General features: G+C 64.3%; 14 protein-coding genes. 7 read left to right on the top strand and 7 right to left on the bottom strand.

The features are described 5' to 3' along the window. The first annotated feature begins 884 nt into the window (after positions 1-884). From RQH86_RS21770 to RQH86_RS21755, 4 genes are all read left to right on the top strand, one after another. Positions 885-2654, top strand: a complete 1770-nt coding sequence (locus RQH86_RS21770) for a S8 family serine peptidase (protein ID WP_311240409.1) — start codon at positions 885-887, stop codon at positions 2652-2654. Position 2655: 1 nt separating this feature from the next. Beyond that, positions 2656-3264 (top strand): hypothetical protein, encoded by a 609-nt coding sequence (locus RQH86_RS21765; protein WP_311240408.1) that lies wholly within the window; start codon positions 2656-2658, stop codon positions 3262-3264. Positions 3265-3417: 153 nt separating this feature from the next. Beyond that, positions 3418-5184, top strand: coding sequence for a S8 family serine peptidase (locus tag RQH86_RS21760; protein ID WP_311240411.1), 1767 nt, complete (start codon positions 3418-3420; stop codon positions 5182-5184). A gap of 1 nt (position 5185) precedes the next feature. Continuing rightward, positions 5186-5770: a hypothetical protein gene (locus tag RQH86_RS21755; RefSeq protein ID WP_311240407.1), complete on the top strand. Its 585-nt coding sequence runs from the start codon at positions 5186-5188 to the stop codon at positions 5768-5770. Positions 5771-5839: 69 nt separating this feature from the next. Here the strand turns inward: RQH86_RS21755 and RQH86_RS21750 are convergent, their stop codons facing one another. After that, positions 5840-6871, bottom strand: a complete 1032-nt coding sequence (locus tag RQH86_RS21750; protein WP_311240406.1) for an aldo/keto reductase — start codon at positions 6869-6871, stop codon at positions 5840-5842. A 156-nt stretch (positions 6872-7027) separates the two neighbouring features. Next, complete coding sequence (locus tag RQH86_RS21745) at positions 7028-8236, bottom strand: MFS transporter (RefSeq protein WP_311240405.1); 1209 nt, start codon at positions 8234-8236, stop codon at positions 7028-7030. A 98-nt stretch (positions 8237-8334) separates the two neighbouring features. Between RQH86_RS21745 and RQH86_RS21740 the strand changes: the two genes are divergently transcribed. After that, positions 8335-9255 (top strand): LysR family transcriptional regulator, encoded by a 921-nt coding sequence (locus RQH86_RS21740; RefSeq protein WP_311240404.1) that lies wholly within the window; start codon positions 8335-8337, stop codon positions 9253-9255. 245 nt (positions 9256-9500) lie between these two features. On the opposite strand, the gene RQH86_RS21735 is transcribed toward RQH86_RS21740, so the two are convergent. After that, positions 9501-9704, bottom strand: a complete 204-nt coding sequence (locus RQH86_RS21735; RefSeq protein WP_115554202.1) for a hypothetical protein — start codon at positions 9702-9704, stop codon at positions 9501-9503. A gap of 210 nt (positions 9705-9914) precedes the next feature. Between RQH86_RS21735 and RQH86_RS21730 the strand changes: the two genes are divergently transcribed. Next, positions 9915-10826, top strand: coding sequence for an AraC family transcriptional regulator (locus tag RQH86_RS21730; protein WP_311240403.1), 912 nt, complete (start codon positions 9915-9917; stop codon positions 10824-10826). A gap of 144 nt (positions 10827-10970) precedes the next feature. On the opposite strand, the gene RQH86_RS21725 is transcribed toward RQH86_RS21730, so the two are convergent. Next, entirely contained in the window at positions 10971-11477 is a 507-nt protein-coding gene (locus RQH86_RS21725) for a cupin domain-containing protein (protein WP_161961654.1), read from the bottom strand. A 340-nt stretch (positions 11478-11817) separates the two neighbouring features. Here RQH86_RS21725 and RQH86_RS21720 point away from each other — a divergent pair, with 340 nt between their 5' ends. Further along, on the top strand, positions 11818-12714 hold the full coding sequence (locus tag RQH86_RS21720; RefSeq protein ID WP_311240402.1) for a LysR family transcriptional regulator: 897 nt from the start codon (positions 11818-11820) through the stop codon (positions 12712-12714). Between the two features lie 111 nt (positions 12715-12825). Here RQH86_RS21720 and RQH86_RS21715 read toward each other — a convergent pair whose 3' ends face one another. The 3 genes from RQH86_RS21715 to RQH86_RS21705 form a co-directional block, all read right to left on the bottom strand. After that, a complete protein-coding gene (locus tag RQH86_RS21715; RefSeq protein ID WP_311240401.1) occupies positions 12826-13809 on the bottom strand; it encodes an aldo/keto reductase in 984 nt (327 codons plus the stop codon). 261 nt (positions 13810-14070) lie between these two features. After that, the gene (locus RQH86_RS21710) at positions 14071-15558 is read right to left on the bottom strand and encodes an efflux transporter outer membrane subunit (protein WP_311240400.1); all 1488 of its coding nucleotides are present in this window, start codon (positions 15556-15558) and stop codon (positions 14071-14073) included. 1 nt (position 15559) lies between these two features. After that, on the bottom strand, positions 15560-18706 hold the full coding sequence (locus RQH86_RS21705) for an efflux RND transporter permease subunit (protein ID WP_311240399.1): 3147 nt from the start codon (positions 18704-18706) through the stop codon (positions 15560-15562). Positions 18707-18721 lie beyond the last annotated feature (15 nt).

The raw sequence follows: 18721 nt of genomic DNA, 5'->3' as shown, positions 1-18721 counted from the left end.
AGGTTCAAGACATCGCGGCATCAAGGCGTCGATCCCGGGCCACGCGCGGGATCGACGCCTTTTCTATTGCGACAGCCCATGCTGTCACCGGGCCGGCACGTCCCTACGCTGCATTGAACGATGCGGGTGACATGGATGTCGGCCCAGGCGCCGTTGGCCGCGCGCCCTCATAAAGCATCTCAGTCCTGAATCGTATGGCATCGCATCACTGCGACAGATGCGCATGAACGTCGCAATCTGCGCAGTGCGCCGACCCGGATGCGAAGCGGACCCACGCATCGCGATGCGTTGTGCCTATGGGCACGCAATACATTTCACACTATTGCGGCCAATTCCGCGGCCGAAAACTTCGCTTTGCGCGCGTGAATACGCATGCCTGGCATAAATTGCGCAACCAGTCACGCGACTGTCTTCTGGCGCTCAGCTTGCGAGCGCGGAGTGGGCCATCTTTAATCGAATCGCTGCCACTGCATTCGCATTGCCAGCGTCGGCTGCGCGGACGCGCACAGGGGAGCCGACTGATGACCCGGTCGCATCCATCCAGCGTTTCGGATCGATGCGTTTCACTGGCTCTTTCGGGATACATGGACATGGACTCTGTTGCTGCTTCTTCGCGTTGTTCTCCTGCACGTCTCATCCGATCCCACCTGACACTGACTGCGTGCTGGCACGGCCAAGCGCATCTGTTCGGCGCTGCCTGATCGGTTTTGCTCGCCGCGGCCGCTGCCGCGTGGATTCACTTAGACGTCCCCTGATGCTTCTGATTCGGGCTCGATAGGCACCGCCCGAATCTGTTGAAGCCGTTGCACTGGCCGATTGTCTGATCGGCCAGAGGGGAACTGTGTCGCGTCGATCGTGCCTACCCTTGACTGGACTAAAACGGAATGAACTCTTATCGCAGGCGCCCTCTCGCGCTGTTGATCGGTGCCTTACTGATCACAGGCCCGTCACTCCCCGCACTGGCCGATACGCCAGTGACCGCGGCCACCATCACTGCCAGCTCCAAGAGCAACGATCCACTGCTGCGCTACCAATGGCACATTTCCAATCAGGGACAGGCCGTGATCGCCGACAGCCGCCCGGTGCCCGGCGTCGATATGGATGTGGACATCCTGCATTCGCTGAACATCCGCGGCCGTGGCGTACGCGTCGGTGTGGTGGATGACGGACTGGAATTGGCGCATGAAGACATGTCCGAAAACATTCTGCCCAACGGGTCCTACAACTTTGGCGACGGCTCGCACGACCCCACGCCGATCGATCCGGGTAGCGGCCACGGTACCTCCGTGGCCGGCATCATCGGCGCGGTCGGCTGGAACGGCCGCGGCGGGCGCGGGGTGGCGCCGGACGTGCTGCTGGCAGGATTCGACTTCCTGGCACGCGATTCGTCAAGAAACTACGCAGCCGTCCTTTACGCATGGGGTGAGGGACCGGAGGGGCGCAATATCGATGTATTCAACAACAGCTGGGGAACGAATGCATCGTTCTACCTCGATTTTACTCGGGCAGAGCAACGCTCCTGGGAAACATTGATGCGCTCGACCCGCAGCGGTCTTGGCGGCATCTACGTCAAGTCGTCAGGCAACAACTTCCAAGATTTCCTGATCGACGATGCGGAAGGCAATACCATCGATCTGTGCCCTGACACGACACGCGCATTGAATGTCGGTTGTACGCTGAACAACATCGAGGCGATCAACAGTCTGGTTGGCACCATCGTGGTCGGCAGCGTTAACGCGAAGGGAGTGCGTTCGTCGTACTCCACGCCCGGCTCAGCGCTCTGGATCTCCGGAATTGGCGGCGAATACGGATATCAGCGCAAGTTCGCTCCAGACATCGACCTTCGGACTATTTACGACCCGGCGATTGTCACCACCGACCTGAGCGGTTGCTCTGCAGGTTCCAACTTCGACGGCCTCACACCCATCAATGCCTTGGACACCAGTGCCTCCAAGATCGAGGGATCGTGCAACTACAACGCCATCATGAACGGTACTTCCGCAGCGGCTCCTACCGTTTCCGGCGTCGCGGCGCTGATATTGAGTGCCAACCCCAGACTGAGCGCACGCGATGTCAAGTACATCCTGGCCACCACTGCACGCCAGATCGACCCCTGGCAGCCGCGTGCGGTCTACCAGGGCAGCGTGATCGACCCGGGCTGGATCACCAATGCCGCCGGACACCGCTTCAGCAATTGGTACGGGTTCGGCTTGGCCGATGGCGCGGCAGCCGTCTACAAGGCGAGCTACTTCACGCCACTGCCACCCATGCGCGATACGCAATGGGTCGCGTCCACCAATCCGCCCAGCCAAATCGGCGGGCCGGCACGGCCGGGCACGCTGCGCATCCGCATCACCCAGGCGATGAAGATCGAAGCAGTGCAGTTGTCGTTGCGGTCTGCGCATCTGACGCCGAGCAATCTGCGCGTGGTGCTCATCTCGCCCAGCGGCACCCGCAGCGTGGTGGCCACGCCGTTCTCGGTCCTGGACCCCGCGGCCTATGCCAAGACCGGCTTCTACATCGACCTCACCTCCAGCAATGCGTTTCTGGACGAGTCCTCGCTCGGCACCTGGACACTGGAAGTCACCGACATGAGCGAACCCACCAAGACCGCCGCGCTCAAGTCCTTCAACCTTCGCATCGTGGGGCACTGACATGAAGATCGCGCTTATTGTTTCCTTGTTGATGGGCTGCAGCGTTGCAAGCGGCGTTGCGCATGCAGCGCAATCGACCGATCCACAGGCCCTGCTGGCGGCGGCTACCGGTACACGCTTCCGCTCCGGAACCGACACGTTCCGCATGTTGACTGCCACGGTCATCGAGCAGAAGACATCCGCTGTCGGTGCCAAGCGGAGAGTGGGGCCTGGCAGCGTTGCGCCTGCGGGATCTGCCGCGCCGCCGGGCAGCAAGGTGATCGCACGCATCGGCAGCTTCCTGGTGGTGCTTGATCCGCCTGCCGGCGCGGCGCGCAATCAACCCGGCGCGTCCACGCACACGCTCGCCGCTGCAGTGAACGAGCGGACCGACCGGGTGGTGCTGGTCAGGCCGCAGGTGCAGCTGACCGGCACCACACCTGCCACAGCGACCACGGCGGCCAGAGGGACCGGCGGCAACATCGTCTACGCCTCCCAGGTGAATGGTGATGCGGTGATCGCCTATGCCTCGATCGAGCAGGCACAACGCGCAGCGACCCAGCTGCAGGCCAGTCGCGGTATTGCGCAGGCATCGCTGGTAGTGACGCAGGCGATCATGCAACCGATGTGAGTTTCCACGGCGCAGGCAGACACCTGCGCCCCTTCTCACCGGCGTGCTGTCACCGGCGCCATCTCCGCAGTTCCCCTTTACTGATGAGACGTCATGATGATTTTTTCTTCGCGGCGCTGTGCGCTGCCGTCTGCGCTGTTGCTGGCACTGTGCCTGTGCAGCGGTGCTGCCACTGCAGATGAGGTTGTCGCGCAGAACGCAGCACAGGCAGCGGCCAGGCCGAAAACGCAAGGCGACGACCCGCTATTCCGCTACCAATGGCATCTGCTCAATCAAGGCCAGCCGGTGTTCGGCGATGGACGCCCGCTGCCCGGCGTGGACCTGGACGTGGAGATCCTGCACACGCAGGGCATCCGCGGTGCGGGCGTCAACGTGGCGGTGATCGATAACGGCCTGGAGATTGCGCACCCGGACCTGGTCGACAACATCCTGCCCAACGGTTCGCACAATTTCTTGAACGGTTCCAACGACCCTACGCCGCGTGCGGATGACATCGATGGCGATCACGGCACCGCAGTGGCAGGCATCATCGCTGCGCGGGGTTGGAACGGCATCGGCGGGCGCGGCGTTGCTCCGGAAGCCAAGCTGGCCGGCTTCAACGCCGGTGACACCACTGATGGCAGTACCCAGTACGTCAACAACCGCTACTCCTGGGGCGACGGGCCCGAAGCGCAGGTCATGGATGTCTTCAACAACAGCTTCGGGGTCTCGGCCGCGGTCTATCAATACAGCGACCTAGACGAACAACGCTCCCTGGAGAAGCTGATGCGGGCCCAGCGCGGCGGCAAAGGCGGCATCTACGTCAAATCGTCGGGCAACTCGTTCAATACGCTGATCGATACGGATGCACAGGGCAAACTGTTCGATCGTTGCAGCGACCAGACCCGGCAGCTTGGCGTTGCCTGCAGCATTGCCAACATCGACAACATCAACAGCCTGACGACCATGATCGTGGTCGGTGCAGTCAATGCCAACGGCGTGCGTGCCAGTTACTCCTCTCCCGGGTCTGCATTGTGGGTGTCCGGGCTCTCTGGCGAGTATGGCTTTCAGCGTCGCTTCGACCCGCATCCGGAGACCTTCAAGGAGCTCTATGGCATCGTCAATGCGCAGGGTCCGCAGCCATTCTTCTCGCCTGCGATCGTCACTACCGATTTGAGCGGCTGCAGCGCCGGCAACAATCGCGACCGCACACGCGCGATGCAGAATGCCTTGGATACCAGCAAGTCCAAGATCGATGCATCGTGCAATTACACCGCACGCATGAACGGCACCTCGGCCTCCGCACCCACCGTCGCAGGCGTTGCCGCCTTGATGCTGAGCGCCAACCCGCAACTGACGCTGCGCGACGTCAAGTACCTCCTGGCGACCACCGCAGTGCAGGTCGATCCACAACAACCCAAGGTGCTCTACAACGGCAGTGTGATCGAGCCTGGCTGGATCACCAACGCGGCCGGCCACCGTTTCAGCAATTGGTACGGATTCGGCTTGGTGGACGCGGCCGCGGCAGTGGAACGTGCCGTGCATTTCACCTCGCTGCCGGCAATGAAAGACACCGAGTGGAAGGTCTACGACGGCAAAAGCAGCACCATCGGCGGTGCTGGCTCACCCGCAAAACTGGCGATCGACATCAGCCAATCCTTCAAGGTGGAAGGCGTGCAGCTGTACTTCCTGGGCACGCACAAGGACCCGCGCAACCTGCGCGTGGTGCTGGTGTCGCCCAGCGGCACCCGCAGCACCGTGATGACGCCATTTTCCACGCTCGACAAGAGCGACGAAGGCGTGGTGGTGTTCCTGACCTCAAGCAATGCCTTCCTGGACGAGCCCTCTGCCGGGCGCTGGACCCTGGAGGTGGCCGACATGCTCGCCGACAACGGCAAGCAACAATTGAAGGAATTCGAAATGCGCGTGGTGGGCCACTGACATGAAGACAGCTCTGATTGCCCTACTCGGTATTGTTGCAGCCAGCGTTTGTGTTCCCGCGTCGGCACAAGTGAACGAGCGCGCACGCCTGCGCGCTGCGGCGACCGGACAAACCATTGTGGTGGGCCATGCCAGTTTCCGCTTGATTCCTGGCGCGGTGGTGCGGGTTGCCGACGCGGCGCGCGCCACTGCAAGCACGCAGCCGCTGCAGAACGCGCAAACCAGCGCGGATACGCCAGTTGCACGCTTCGATCGCTACGCGATCTATCTCGACAGCACGGGTCACGCACGCACCGCAGGTGCACAACAACCGGCAACCATCGCAGCAGCGCTGGAAACGCGGAGCGGCCAGCTGGCATTGCTGGGCGCTTCGATCAAGTTGTTCGACACCACGCCTGCCATCGCGCGGGCCTTGGCAACGCGCACGGGCGGCAAGGTGATCTATGCCTCGGCCATCGATGGCAGCGCGATGATCGGCTACGACTCGGTAGCAGCTGCATTGGACAACTGCGCACAATTGCAGGGCAGCAAGGGCGTGGGTGCGATCAAGCCTGAGGTGATTCCGCGCGCGGCACGGCCGTTGTGATGCGGCTACGGTGATGCACGCCACGCTGTCGCCAGCGGGCGGCAGCGTGGCGCGATGGCGCAACCCGCGTTACACCGGAAGCGGGCTGCGTTCGGCAAAGTGGCCACGCCAGTACGGGTAATACGGATACGGCGGCTCCACCGCACTCACCGCATCCAGGCGCGCACGCTGCTCCGGTGTCAGCGACCAACCGACCGCGCCCAGGTTCTGCCGCAGCTGTGCTTCGTCGCGCGCACCGATCAGCACCGTGCTCACGGTGGGCCGTTGCAGCAGCCAGTTGATGGCGATCTGCGGCACGCTGCGGCCGGTGTCTGCGGCAATGCCGTCGAGCACATCGACGATATCGAACAGGCGTGCATCGTCGATCGCCGGGCCGGTGGTGGCGGTGGCATGCAGGCGGCTGTTGTCCGGCAGCGGTTGACCGCGACGCAGCTTGCCGGTCAGCCGGCCCCAGCCAAGCGGGCTCCACACCACCGCGCCGATGCCCTGGTCGATACCGAGCGGCATCAACTCCCATTCGTAGTCGCGCCCGGCCAGCGAGTAGTAGGTCTGGTTGGCAACAAAGCGGCTCCAGCCCTGTGCGTCGGCCACGGCCAACGATTTCATCAGCTGCCAACCGGCGTAATTGGAAGCGCCCAGATAACGCACCTTGCCTGCGCGCACCAACTCATCGAGCGTGGAGAGTGTTTCTTCCACCGGCGTCATCGCATCGAATGCATGCAGTTGCAGCAGGTCGATATAGTCGGTGCGCAAACGGCGCAGCGACGCATCCACCGCACGCAGCAAACGGAAGCGCGATGCACCGGCATCGTTGGGCCCATCGCCCAGGCGCAGACCGGTCTTGGTCGAGACAATCACCTGATCGCGGCGGCCCTGCAGCGCTTGACCAAGAATCTCTTCAGAGGCGCCGTCGGAATACACATCTGCGGTGTCGAACAGGTTCAGGCCCGCCTCAAGGCACAGATCGATCATGCGCCGCGCCTGCGCCACATCGGTATCGCCCCACGCAGAGAACAGCGGCCCCTTGCCGCCGAAGGTACCGGTGCCCAGACCGAGCACCGGCACCTTGAAGCCGGAACGGCCGAGAAAACGTGTGTCCATTGCAATGCTCCTTGGAACCGAAAGAAAACCCGCGCGCAATGCCGGTCGATCCGACACCACGCGGTGCCAGGCACGACGCTCTGCTCACCGATCACCCGCGCAATGACCGCACGCCTGCCGATAGCGCGGTCTGCGCGCTACGCCTGAAAAATCGAATCAACCCACCTGCGCGCATGCGTCCGGCGCAGCAGCGCGACGGCGTTGCAGCTGCACACTCCACAACGCGATGCCCAGGCCGACGGTGCTCAACAGCGCGGCGACCCACGGGGTAGCGACCAGGCCGGCGTGCGTGGCGATCACCACACCGCCCAGCCAGGCGCCCAGCGCATTGCCAAGGTTGAATGCGGCGATATTGAGACTGGAGGCCAGGTTCTGGCCGGCACCGCGTGCATGTTCGAGCACACGCAATTGCAGCGGCGCCACGGTGGCGAAGGCGGCCACACCCAGCAGCCCGACAACCACCACCATCGCGGTCTTGTTGTGCAGGGCCAGACCCATCGCAGCGAGCACCGCCACCAGCGCGACCAGTGTGCCCAGCAACGCGGCAGTGGCGCGCCGGTCGGCCAGGCGCCCGCCCAGCAGATTGCCCACGATCATGCCGACACCGAAGACCAGCAAGACCGGCGACACCGCCGCCTGCGCGAACCCGGTCACCTGCACCAGCAGCGGCTGGATGTAGGTGAACACCGCGAACACGCCGGCATAGCCCAGCACCGTCATCGCCAGCGCCAGCAACACCTGCCCGCGCCGCAGCACCGCCACTTCCTGTCGCCAGGACACCGGCGCGGCCGCACCTGCGGCGGCCGGCACCCACAGCGCCACCGCAGCCGTGGCCAGCACCCCGATCACCGTCACCGCCCAGAAGGTGGCCCGCCAGCCTAGTTGCAGGCCAAGCCATGCACCGGCCGGCACGCCCAGCAGGGTGGCCACGGTGAGGCCGGCAAACATCAACGAGATGGCCGAGGCACGCCGCTCGGGCGGCACCAGGGAGGTGGCCACCACCGCGCCGACGCCGAAGAACGTGCCATGCGCCAGCGAGGTCAGCACCCGTGCGACCATCAGGCTGGCGTAGTCGGGCGCCAGGGCACAGGCGAGATTGCCCAGGGTGAAGACGACCATCAGGCTCACCAGCACGGCCTTGCGCGGCCAGCGAGCGCTGAGCAACGTGAGCATCGGCGCGCCGATGCTTACGCCCAGCGCATAGCCGCTGATCAACAGGCCGGCCGCGGTGAGCGAAACGTCCAGGTCGGTGGCGACCTGCTGCAACAGGCCCATGATGACGAATTCGGTTGTTCCGATGCCAAAGGCACCGATAGTCAACGCCAGCAGGGCTGGCGGTAGACGGGACGCAACAGCAGAAGACATGACAGAAACCCTGAAGGACTGCGCACAGCCTGCGCCGCGCGATCCTCTTCAAGAAGCCTTGTTATGCTGATTCACTTTCAATGCCACGTTGACAATGCATGGACCGTCTCGGTGATATCGCGCTGTTCCTGCGCGTGCTGGACCTGGGTTCGATCACGGCCGCCGCCCACACCCTGGACCTGTCGGTGGCGGTCGCCAGCCAGCGCCTGAAGCGGCTGGAACGCGACCTCGGCGTACGCCTGCTGCACCGGACCACCCGCCGCCTGCATCCCACACCGGAAGGGCAGCAACTGGCCGCACGCGGCCGGGTGCTGGTAGACGACCTGGAAGCGCTGGCCGACGACCTGCGCGAGAGCGCCCACGATGTCGGCGGTACCTTGCGGGTCACGCTGTCGGCCTCGTTCGGGCGTCAGTACATCTCCCCGCTGCTGCCCGCCTTCCAGGCCCGCCACCCGCGCCTGCGTATCAGTGCGCATCTGAGCGACGATTTGGTAGACCTGGTCCAGCAGGGCTTCGACCTGGCCATTCGCATCGGCGCGCTGGACGACTCCGGCCTGGTGGCCAGGCGCATCGCCGACAACCGCCGCACGTTGGCCGCCTCGCCTGCGTATCTGCAGCGGCACGGCACACCGCGCACTCCCGAAGAATTGATGCAGCATCCCGGCGTACTGCTGATGGGCCGCACTGGCCGCCAGGACCTGTGGACCCTGCAGACACCGGAAGGCGGCGAGGTACGGGTGCGCATGCAGAGCCGCTTCGAGAGCAACTTCGGCGAACTGGTGCGCGATGCGGTGCTCGCCGGGCAAGGCATCGGGATGTATTCGTACTGGCATATCGCCGACGACCTGCGCGCCGGCCGTTTGGTCGAAGTGATGACCGATTACCCGCCTCCCACCTCGCAGATCAGCGCCGTGATGCCCGCACGCCAGCTGCAGCCGCCGCGGGTGCGTGCGTTTGTGGAGTTTCTGCTCGAACACTTCGGCCAGACGCCGCCATGGGAATCGACCTCGGGCGCATGAGCGCCGGCATGACGGCCCGCTAAAGATCGTGTGCGTCGTTGTCCTCCAGCGCGGCGATGATCGCCAAGGTCTGATCCAGCACCCCGCCGCTGCGCGGCCTTTTACCCTTGGCCGCGATGCCGCGCAGCGGCGTGGCGTTAGGCCGCTACGGAGTGTTGCGCGCATGTCGCACGCTACGTTTTCCGCCTGCAGACTTAGGCCAACTGTGTGCGCAACGCGGCCAGGGTGCCGGCGGTGCGAACGCCTTATTTCCCGCGGCGCTGCAGGCGTTTGCCAAGCGCGCGGCGCTGGGCGTCGCTGAGTAGATGTCCGTGCGTGCGCAACAGGCCGATGATCTGCTGGTGCGCCAGCTGCGTGCGCCTGGCAAGCTCGGCAGTTGCCGCCTGCTCGATCGCCTTCCAGTCGGCAGGGGTGGAGGGAGCAGCTAGGGATCGGGGTTTTGCAGGCATGACGATCGGGGCACCGGAGACAGGTCGCAAGAATACGGAATGTGCGTGAGTGATCGATCAGCGGCATCGGCTTGATGGCTGCGCCCGCACCGCCACGCGCAAGCATCCGCGGCATTGTCGAGTCTGCCATTGATGGGCGCACCACGGCGTCCCTTGTAGGATCGCGCTACCGCGGCTGTGCCGCACAGCGCCAGCGCACGAGCGTTCCGCATGCCATCCGCCACCGCCGACCTCACTGACATCCTGCTGCGCCACGCGCCGACCGACGGCATGCACGACACGCCGATCGCCGGGCTGCATGTGATGCGCAGCGCCGTCGCCACCGACGCCATCCCCACTGTCTACACACCGATGCTGTGCCTGGTGGCGCAGGGCCGCAAGCGCGCGATGCTGGGCGCGCAGGCCTATCACTATCATCCGCAGATGTACCTGGTGGCGTCGGTCGATCTGCCCATCGTCGGTTCGGTGATCGAGGCCAGCACCACGCATCCGTACCTGTGCTTCTGCCTGGACCTGGACACCGCCGTGCTCAGCGAGCTGGCCATCCACCACGCAGAACTTGCCGAGCCGCAACGCGACACCGCAAGCGCAGGTCTGCTGCTCAACCGCAGCACACCGCAGCTGTACGACACCGCGGTGCGGCTGGCAGGCCTGCTCGACCGACCGAAAGAGATCGCCGCGCTGGCACCGCTGGTGACGCGCGAACTGCTATACCGCCTGATGGCAGACCCCGCCAATGCGGTAGTGCGCCAGATGGCGATTGCCGATAGCCGCCTCAACCAGATTTCCAAGGCCATCGTGTGGTTGCGCGAGCACTACGCACAGCGTTTCAGCATCGAACAGATCGCCGATCTGTCGGCGATGAGCCGCTCTACCTTCCATGCACATTTCAAGACGGTGACCTCGATGACACCGCTGGAGTACCGCTCGCATCTGCGCGTGCACGAGGCGCGCCGGCTGATGGTGGCCGACGCGCTCACCGCTGCCGACGCGGGGTTTCGGGTCGGCTATGAAAGCGCATCGCAATTCAGCCGCGACTACGCACGCATTCTCGGCGAGCCGCCCGCGCGCGATGCACAACGCTTACGCGCAAGCACGCCCGACGCGACCGAAGCGGCGTGAGACTGCTGGACTGACCTCGCTGCAGCCTTCTGCACGCAGACATCGCGCTGTGCGCGACATCTGCGCCGCCCACGCAGCGATGCTGATGCAATAGATAGGTGCCGTCGAAAACGGTAGACCCAGCACAGCAGCGTGATTACTTACTCAATCGGCCTTGTACTGCGCCTCTGTCACCTGCTCGAGCCAGGTCACCGGCGAACCATCCACAGATTCTGCGATGGCAATGTGCGACATCGCCACCGTCGCGTTTGCGCCGTGCCAATGCTTGACGCCCGGCGGAATCCACACGATGTCGCCGGGGCGGATCTCCTGCGCCGGCTTGCCCCATTCCTGCACCCGCCCAGCACCGGCGGTGACGATGAGCGTCTGCCCCAGCGGATGGGTATGCCACGCAGTGCGCGCGCCCGGCTCGAAGGTCACCGTGGCGCCGCCCACACGTGCCGGCGCATCGGCCTGAAACGGCGCATCGATACGCACCTTGCCGGTGAAGTAATCGGCCGGGCCCACGGCCGACGCCGCGCCGCCGGCACGGCTTACCTTGATCGGTGCCTGCGTCTGCCCCGCATGCTCCTCGCCACCCTGCCCCTCACCACCCGGAGCGGTGGTAGCAGCCATCATCGACAACGACATTGCAGTTGCGAACAGATTCATTGCAGTACTCCTTGAACGTAGTGAAACAACGTAGCGGTCGCTTGCCAGTCGACGCGCAGGGCGCCACTCAGATCGAAGCGAACCAGCAGCTGCTGCGCGATCGAGCAGCAACCGCATCGGTAGGGCAGTCGGCAGCAGAGCATCGCCCTGCCCCGCATCCGGTTGCCTGCACTGTAGCGCGCATGCGCGCCTGCACTCCCCCTGCAAATCTGCATGCAGCTAGAAACGCAGCGCATCAATGCGCCTGCGCTGCGGGCCGCCACGACATTGAGGCCATCACACGCCATCGCGCATGATGCTGGCCGCATGAATCGCATGCCTGGAGCGGGCACTGGCAGCAATGGCTCGGGAAAACCTCAACGACCTGCAGGTCTTCGTCACCGTGGCGCGCGAAGGCAGCTTCACCCGCGCTGCCGCGCAACTGGGCGTCTCGCAATCGGCGTTGAGCCATACCGTGCGTGCCCTGGAAACGCGCTTGGGCATCCGCTTGCTGACCCGCACCACGCGTAGCGTCTCAATGACCGAAGCCGGTGCGCGCCTGTTCGAAACGGTGGCACCGCGGCTGCAGGAAATCGACGACGAGCTGTCTGCGCTGACCGACTTCCGCGACAAGCCGGCCGGCACCATCCGCATCACCAGCGCCGGCCACGCCGCCGATGCCTACGTGTGGCCGGCACTTTCGAAAGTGCTGCCCGACTACCCGGACCTCAGGATCGAAGTCACCGTGGATTACGGTCTGGCCGATATCGTGGCCGAGCGCTACGACATCGGCATCCGCTTGGGCGATCAGGTGGCCAAGGACATGATTGCAGTGCCGATCAGCCCGCCGCAGCGCATGGCGGTGGTCGCGGTGCCGGGCTACTTCGTGCATCACACCATCCCGGCCGTTCCGGCCGATCTGGCGCAGCACAACTGCATCGGCCTGCGCCTGCCCACACACGGTGGGTTGCTGGCCTGGGAGTTCGACAACGCCGGGCGCGAGGTCAAGGTGCGCGTGGACGGGCAATGGACTTTCAACAGCAGCAGTGCGATGTTGCGCGCCGCATTGGCCGGCGCGGGTATCGCGTATCTGCCGGAATCCATGGTGCTGGAGCACATCGCCGCCGGCCAGCTGCGCCGCGTGCTGGAGGACTGGTGCGAGCCATTCGAGGGCTATTACGCGTACTACCCCAGCCGTCGCCAATCCTCGGCAGCATTGCGCGTGGTGATCGATGCGCTACGGCAGGGGCTGACCTAGTCGCTCGCGCGTTGGTAGCAGCGTGCTGCGCGCGCTAACGTCTGGTCGGTCATGGGCCATCGCGCGCGCTCCTACGACAGCGCCGCGCTGCGGTCGATTGGAGCGCCGGGGTTAGTTACCGACCAGCTTCTGGCGCTCCGGGCTATAGCGCTCGCCGACAATCGCCACCGCATCCAGCGCTTGCTGGATGCGCGCAAGATCCTCGCTGCTCAAGGTCAATGCAGCGCCACCCAGATTTTCGTCCAGGCGATGCAGCTTGGTGGTTCCGGGGATCGGCACGATCCACTGCTTGCGCGACAGCAACCACGCCAGCGCAACCTGCGCCAGCGTGGCGCCCTTGTCGGCAGCGATCGCCTGGATGCGTTCGACCAGCGCCTGATTGGCCCGACGCGCCTCGGCAGCGAACCGAGGCACCTGATTGCGGAGATCGTCCGCGGAAAATTGGGTGTCGGCCCGGATGGCGCCGGTCAAAAAACCCTTGCCGAGCGGGCTGAACGGCACGAAGCCGATCCCGAGTTCTTCCAGCGTCGGTAACACACTGGTCTCCGGCTCGCGCCACCACAACGAGTATTCGCTCTGCACTGCCGTCACCGGCTGTACTGCATGCGCACGGCGGATGGTGTCGGCACCGGCTTCGGACAGGCCGAAATGCTTCACCTTGCCTTCGGCGATCAAGTCCTTGACCGTGCCGGCCACCTCCTCGATCGGCACCGCCGGGTCCACCCGATGCTGATAGAACAGGTCGATGCGGTCGGTCTTCAGACGGGTCAGGCTAGCCTCGGCCACCGCACGGATCCGTTCGGGACGACTGTCGAGCCCAGCATCGGCATGTCCGTCCTTGAAGCCGAACTTGGTTGCAATCACCAACTGGTCGCGGTGCGAAGCCAGCGCGTCGCCCAGCAACGCCTCGTTGGCGAAGGGCCCATATGCCTCGGCCGTATCGAAGAAGGTGACGCCGCGCTCCACTGCCGCATGCAGCAAGGCCACGGCCTGTGCACGGGCAGTCGCCGGCCCGTAGCCATAGCTCAGACCCATGCAACCCAAGCCCAGCGCCGATACCTGCAAGCCGCTGTTTCCCAACTGTCGTATTTGCACCCGTTTACTCCCGCAGCAACCGCCGCATCGAATGAGTCGGCTACGGACGGCAACGCCGCTGCAGCACCAATGCGCCACGATAGTCCTGTACCGCCGGCGCATTGCACAACAGGCCGCGCTAACGCTTATGAGCGCGCCTCATCAACGCGCAGCACGCCCGCATCGCATGGGTGGATCTGCGCACGCGCCGCCGCCAGGATCGCGCCACGTTTGCCAGATAGCGAGCGCGCACGTGGCGGCGTATCACCTGCCAGACTTGCGTCACCCACGGGGCTGCGCTGTCGCGACGCTGGCCATCTCCGGTTCTGCGGTCTGTAACCAGCCGCCGCCCATCGCCTTGTAGAACGTCACCAAGTTGGTGAAGCGCGACAACTGCGTGCCGATCAAGGTCTGCTGGGCGCTGTACAGCGAGCGCTGCGCATCCAGCGCCTGCAGATAGCTGTCGATACCGCGCTCGAAACGCGCCTGCGACAACCGATAGCTATCAGCAGTTGCGTCGACCAATGCATGCTGGGCCTGTAATTGCCTGCCCAGCGTGTCGCGTTGCGCAAGCGCGTCGGACACTTCGCGGAACGCGCTCTGGATGGATTTTTCGTAACGGGCCACTTCGATATCGCGATTGGCCTTGGCCATGTCCAGGTTGGCGCGATTGCGCCCGGCGTTGAAGATCGGCAAGGTCAGCGACGGCACGAAGCTCCAGGCGCGGGTGCCCGAATCGAACAGGTTCGACAGGCTGCTGCTGGATGAGCCCAACGAGCCGGTGAGGCTGATGCTGGGGAAGAACGCCGCACGCGCTGCACCGATGTTGGCATTGGCCGCACGCAGGTTGCGCTCGGCCTCCAGGATGTCCGGGCGACGTTGCAGCAACTGCGAGGACACCCCTGCCGGCACGCTGGCCAGCACGTTGCCGTCCACACTGGCACCATCGGGTAACGCGCGCGGCAACAAGGATTCCGGCAACTGCGTGCCGACCAGCAGCACCAGGGCATTGCGATCCTGCGCCACCTGCGCGGTATAGCGCTCCACATCCACGCGTGCGGTTTCCACCGTGGTTTGCGCCTGACGCAAGGTGAGCTGCGAGGCCACACCCAGCTCAAAACTGCGTTGCTGCAGGCGATAGCTATCGCTTTGGCTGCTCAAGGTGGACTGCGCCAGCTGCAGCGATGCCTGATCGGCGGCCAGGGTCAGATAGGCGGTGGCGACTTCGGCGACCAGGCTGATATGCGTGCTGCGGCGCGCTTCGGCGGTGGACAGAAATTGTTGCAGCGCCTGCTCCTTGAGGCTGCGCACGCGCCCGAACAGATCCAGTTCGTACGCGCTGATGCCGACATTGCCGCTGTAGGTGCGGAACACCGCCGGCTGCCCGGGGATGGCCAGCTCCGCCGGCGTGCGCGCATTGTTGGAGGTACCGGTGCCATCGATGGCCGGTACCAATGCAGCGCGCTGCACCCGGTATTGCGCACGCGCCACTTCGATATTGAGTGCGGCCACGCGCAGGTCGCGGTTGTTTTGCAGCGCCAGCGCGATGACCTGCTGTAACGCGGGGTCGGTGAAGACCTCGCGCCAGCCGATATCGGCCACGTTGCGCGCCTGTTCGGTTGCAGCGGCATCGGGCGTTGTGTTGGAACCGGCACCGGCGAAGTGGTCCGGCACCGGCGCGTCTGGGCGGGAGTAGCGCGGCATCATGGTGCAACCAGACAGCACGCTGGCCACCGCGATCGCGGCAAGTGTCATGCGAATCGGTGTCATGTCAGTGTCCTGTCGGTTGCGGAGTAGCGGGCGTGGCAGGTTGCGCGCGGCGCTTGAATAACCCGCTGACCAGCACGAAGAACAGTGGTACGAAAAAGATCGCCAGCACCGTGCCGGACAACATGCCGCCGATCACCGCCGTGCCCAGCGCATGCTGCGCGCCGGCACCGGCACCGCTGCCGAGCACCAACGGCACCACGCCCAGAATGAAGGCCAGCGATGTCATCAGGATCGGCCGCAAACGCATGCGCGCCGCTTCCAGCGCCGACTCGATCAGGCTCTTGCCGCTCTCGTGCAGCTCCTTGGCAAACTCCACGATCAGGATCGCGTTTTTCGATGCCAGGCCAATGGTGGTCAACAACCCCACCTGGAAGTACACGTCATTCATTTTCCAGGTGAGTATCGCGCCCAGCAGCGTGCCGAACACGCCCAGCGGCACCACCAGAATCACCGAGAACGGAATCGCCCAGCTTTCGTACAACGCGGCCAGACACAGGAACACGATCAGGATCGACAGGCCGTACAACAGGCCGGTCTGGCCGGTGGAGGATTTTTCCTGCCGCGACAATCCGGTCCACTCAAAGCCGATGCCCGGCGGCAATTTGGCCGCCGCCGCTTCCACGATCTGCATCGCTTCGCCACTGGACGCCGCGCCGGGCAGCGCCATGCCCAGGATCTCCACCGAGGGCACGCTGTTGTAACGCTCCAGCCGCGGCGAGCCCGATTGCCAGCTGGCGGTTGCGAAGGCATTGAACGGCACCATGGTGCCGGCGCTGTTGCGCACGAACCAGCGGTCGACGTCCTGCGGGTTCATGCGGTAAGGCGCGTCGGCCTGCAGCATCACCTTCTTGACGCGTCCCTTGTCGATGAAGTCGTTGACGTACACGCTGCCCCACGCACTGGCGAAGGTGTTGTTGATGTCGGCGATCGACACCCCCATCGCCTGCGCACGGTGCGGGTCGATCTCCAGCTTGAACTCGGGCGTGTCTTCCTGCCCGTTCGGGCGCACCGCCACCAGGCGCTTGTCCTGCGACAGCTCGGCCAGCAACTGATTGCGCGCTTGCATCAAGGCGTCATGGCCCAGATTTGCGCGGTCCTGCAGCATCAGATCGAAGCCGGTGGCATTGCCCAACTCCGATACCGCCGGCGGCGCAAACGCAAACACCCTGGCATCGCGGATGCTGGCGAAGAAAGCGCCAGCCTTGCCGGCCACGTCGGTGACGCTCTGGCCCTTGCCGGTACGCTCGTCCCACGGACGCAGTTTGATGAAGGCAAACCCCACGTTCTGCCCGGTGCCGGCAAAGCTGAAGCCGGACACCGCAAACACGCCTGACACCGAATCCTTCTGATCGACCAGGAAGTGATGCTCCACCTGTTTGAGCACCTCGTTGGTCCGCGTATCGGTAGCACCGGGCGGCAACTGCACCAGCACGAACAACGTGCCCTGGTCCTCGTCCGGCAAAAAGCCCACCGGCAACTTCATGAAACCGAACACCACCAGCGCCAGCAACACTGCATAGGCCAGCATGTAACGCCAGCCCTTGCCCAGCATGTGCCGCACCACGCCCTGATAGCGGTGATTGCCGCGATCGAATACGCGGTTGAACCAGCCGAAGAAACCGGTAGTGGCCATGCCATGACCTTTGTGCACCGGCTTGAGCAAGGTGGCGCACAAGGCCGGGGTCAGGATCATCGCCACCAGCACCGACAAGGTCATCGCCGAGACAATCGTGATCGAGAACTGGCGGTAGATCACCCCGGTGGAACCGCCGAAGAACGCCATCGGCACGAACACCGCCGCCAGCACCAGCGCAACACCGACCAGCGCACCGGAAATCTGGTCCATCGATTTGCGTGTGGCGTCCTTGGGCGACAACTGCTCCTCACCCATCACGCGCTCGACGTTTTCCACCACCACGATGGCATCGTCCACCAGCAGGCCGATCGCCAGCACCATCGCGAACATGGTCAGCGTATTGATGGTGAAACCGAAGACGGCGAGCACGCCGAAGGTACCCAGCAACACCACCGGCACCGCAATGGTCGGAATCAAGGTGGCACGGAAGTTCTGCAAGAACAGATACATCACCAGGAACACCAGCACTACCGCTTCGATCAAGGTGCGCACCACCTGCTCGATGGAGATGCGCACGAACGGCGTGGTGTCGTACGGCTTTTGCACCTTCATGCCCGGCGGGAAGAATTTCTCCTGTTCTTCCAGGCTTTTGTCGATGGCGCGCACCGTATCCAATGCATTCGCACCGGTGGCCAGCTTGATCGCCAGACCCGCGGCCGGCTTGCCGTTATAACGGCCTACCGTGTTGTAGCTTTCGCTACCCAGTTCGATACGTGCCACATCGCGCAGCCGCACCTGCGCGCCATCAGCCTGCGTGCGCAGCAAGATGTTTTCGAATTGCTCGGCGGTCTTGAGCCGGGTCTGCGCAGTGATGGTCGCATTGAGTTGCTGGTTAGCCACCGCCGGCAACGCGCCGAGCTGGCCGGCCGACACCTGTGCGTTCTGCGCCTGGATGGCAGTGCGCACATCCACCGGGGTGAGATTGAAATTACTCAGCTTGTCCGGGTCCAACCAGACGCGCATGGCGTATTGCGAACCGAACAACGTGGTGTCGCCCACGCCTTCGACGCGGCTGATGGTTTCCTGCACGTTGGCTGCCACGTAGTCGGACAGGTCCGAGTCGCTCATGCTGCCGTCTTCGGAGGTAAAGGCCAGCACGTTGAGGAAATTGGTGGCCGACTTGGTCACCGTCACACCCTGCTGTTGCACTTCCTGCGGCAGCAACGGCGTGGCCAGCGACAACTTGTTTTGCACCTGCACCTGCGCAGTGTCCGGGTCGGTGCCGTTGTCGAAGGTCAACGTAATGGTCACCGCACCGCTGGATTCGCTGGTGGAGGCCATGTAGCTGAGATGGTCCAGCCCCTTCATCTTCTGCTCGATGACCTGGGTGACGGTGTCTTCCAGCGTCTGCGCCGAGGCGCCCGGATAATTGGCGGTAATGGCGACGGCGGGCGGCGCGATGCTGGGGTATTGCGCGATCGGCAAGGTGGCGATGGACAGGATGCCGGCCAGCATCACGATGATGGCCAACACCCACGCGAAAATCGGACGGTCGATGAAAAAGCGTGCCATGTCGTGTGATCCGCC

Source organism: Xanthomonas sp. WCS2018Noco2-27 (assembly GCF_031843525.1).
Lineage (GTDB): Bacteria > Pseudomonadota > Gammaproteobacteria > Xanthomonadales > Xanthomonadaceae > Xanthomonas.
Note: the sequence above shows the minus strand (reverse complement) of the source record. Positions and strands in the feature narration are given on the sequence as shown.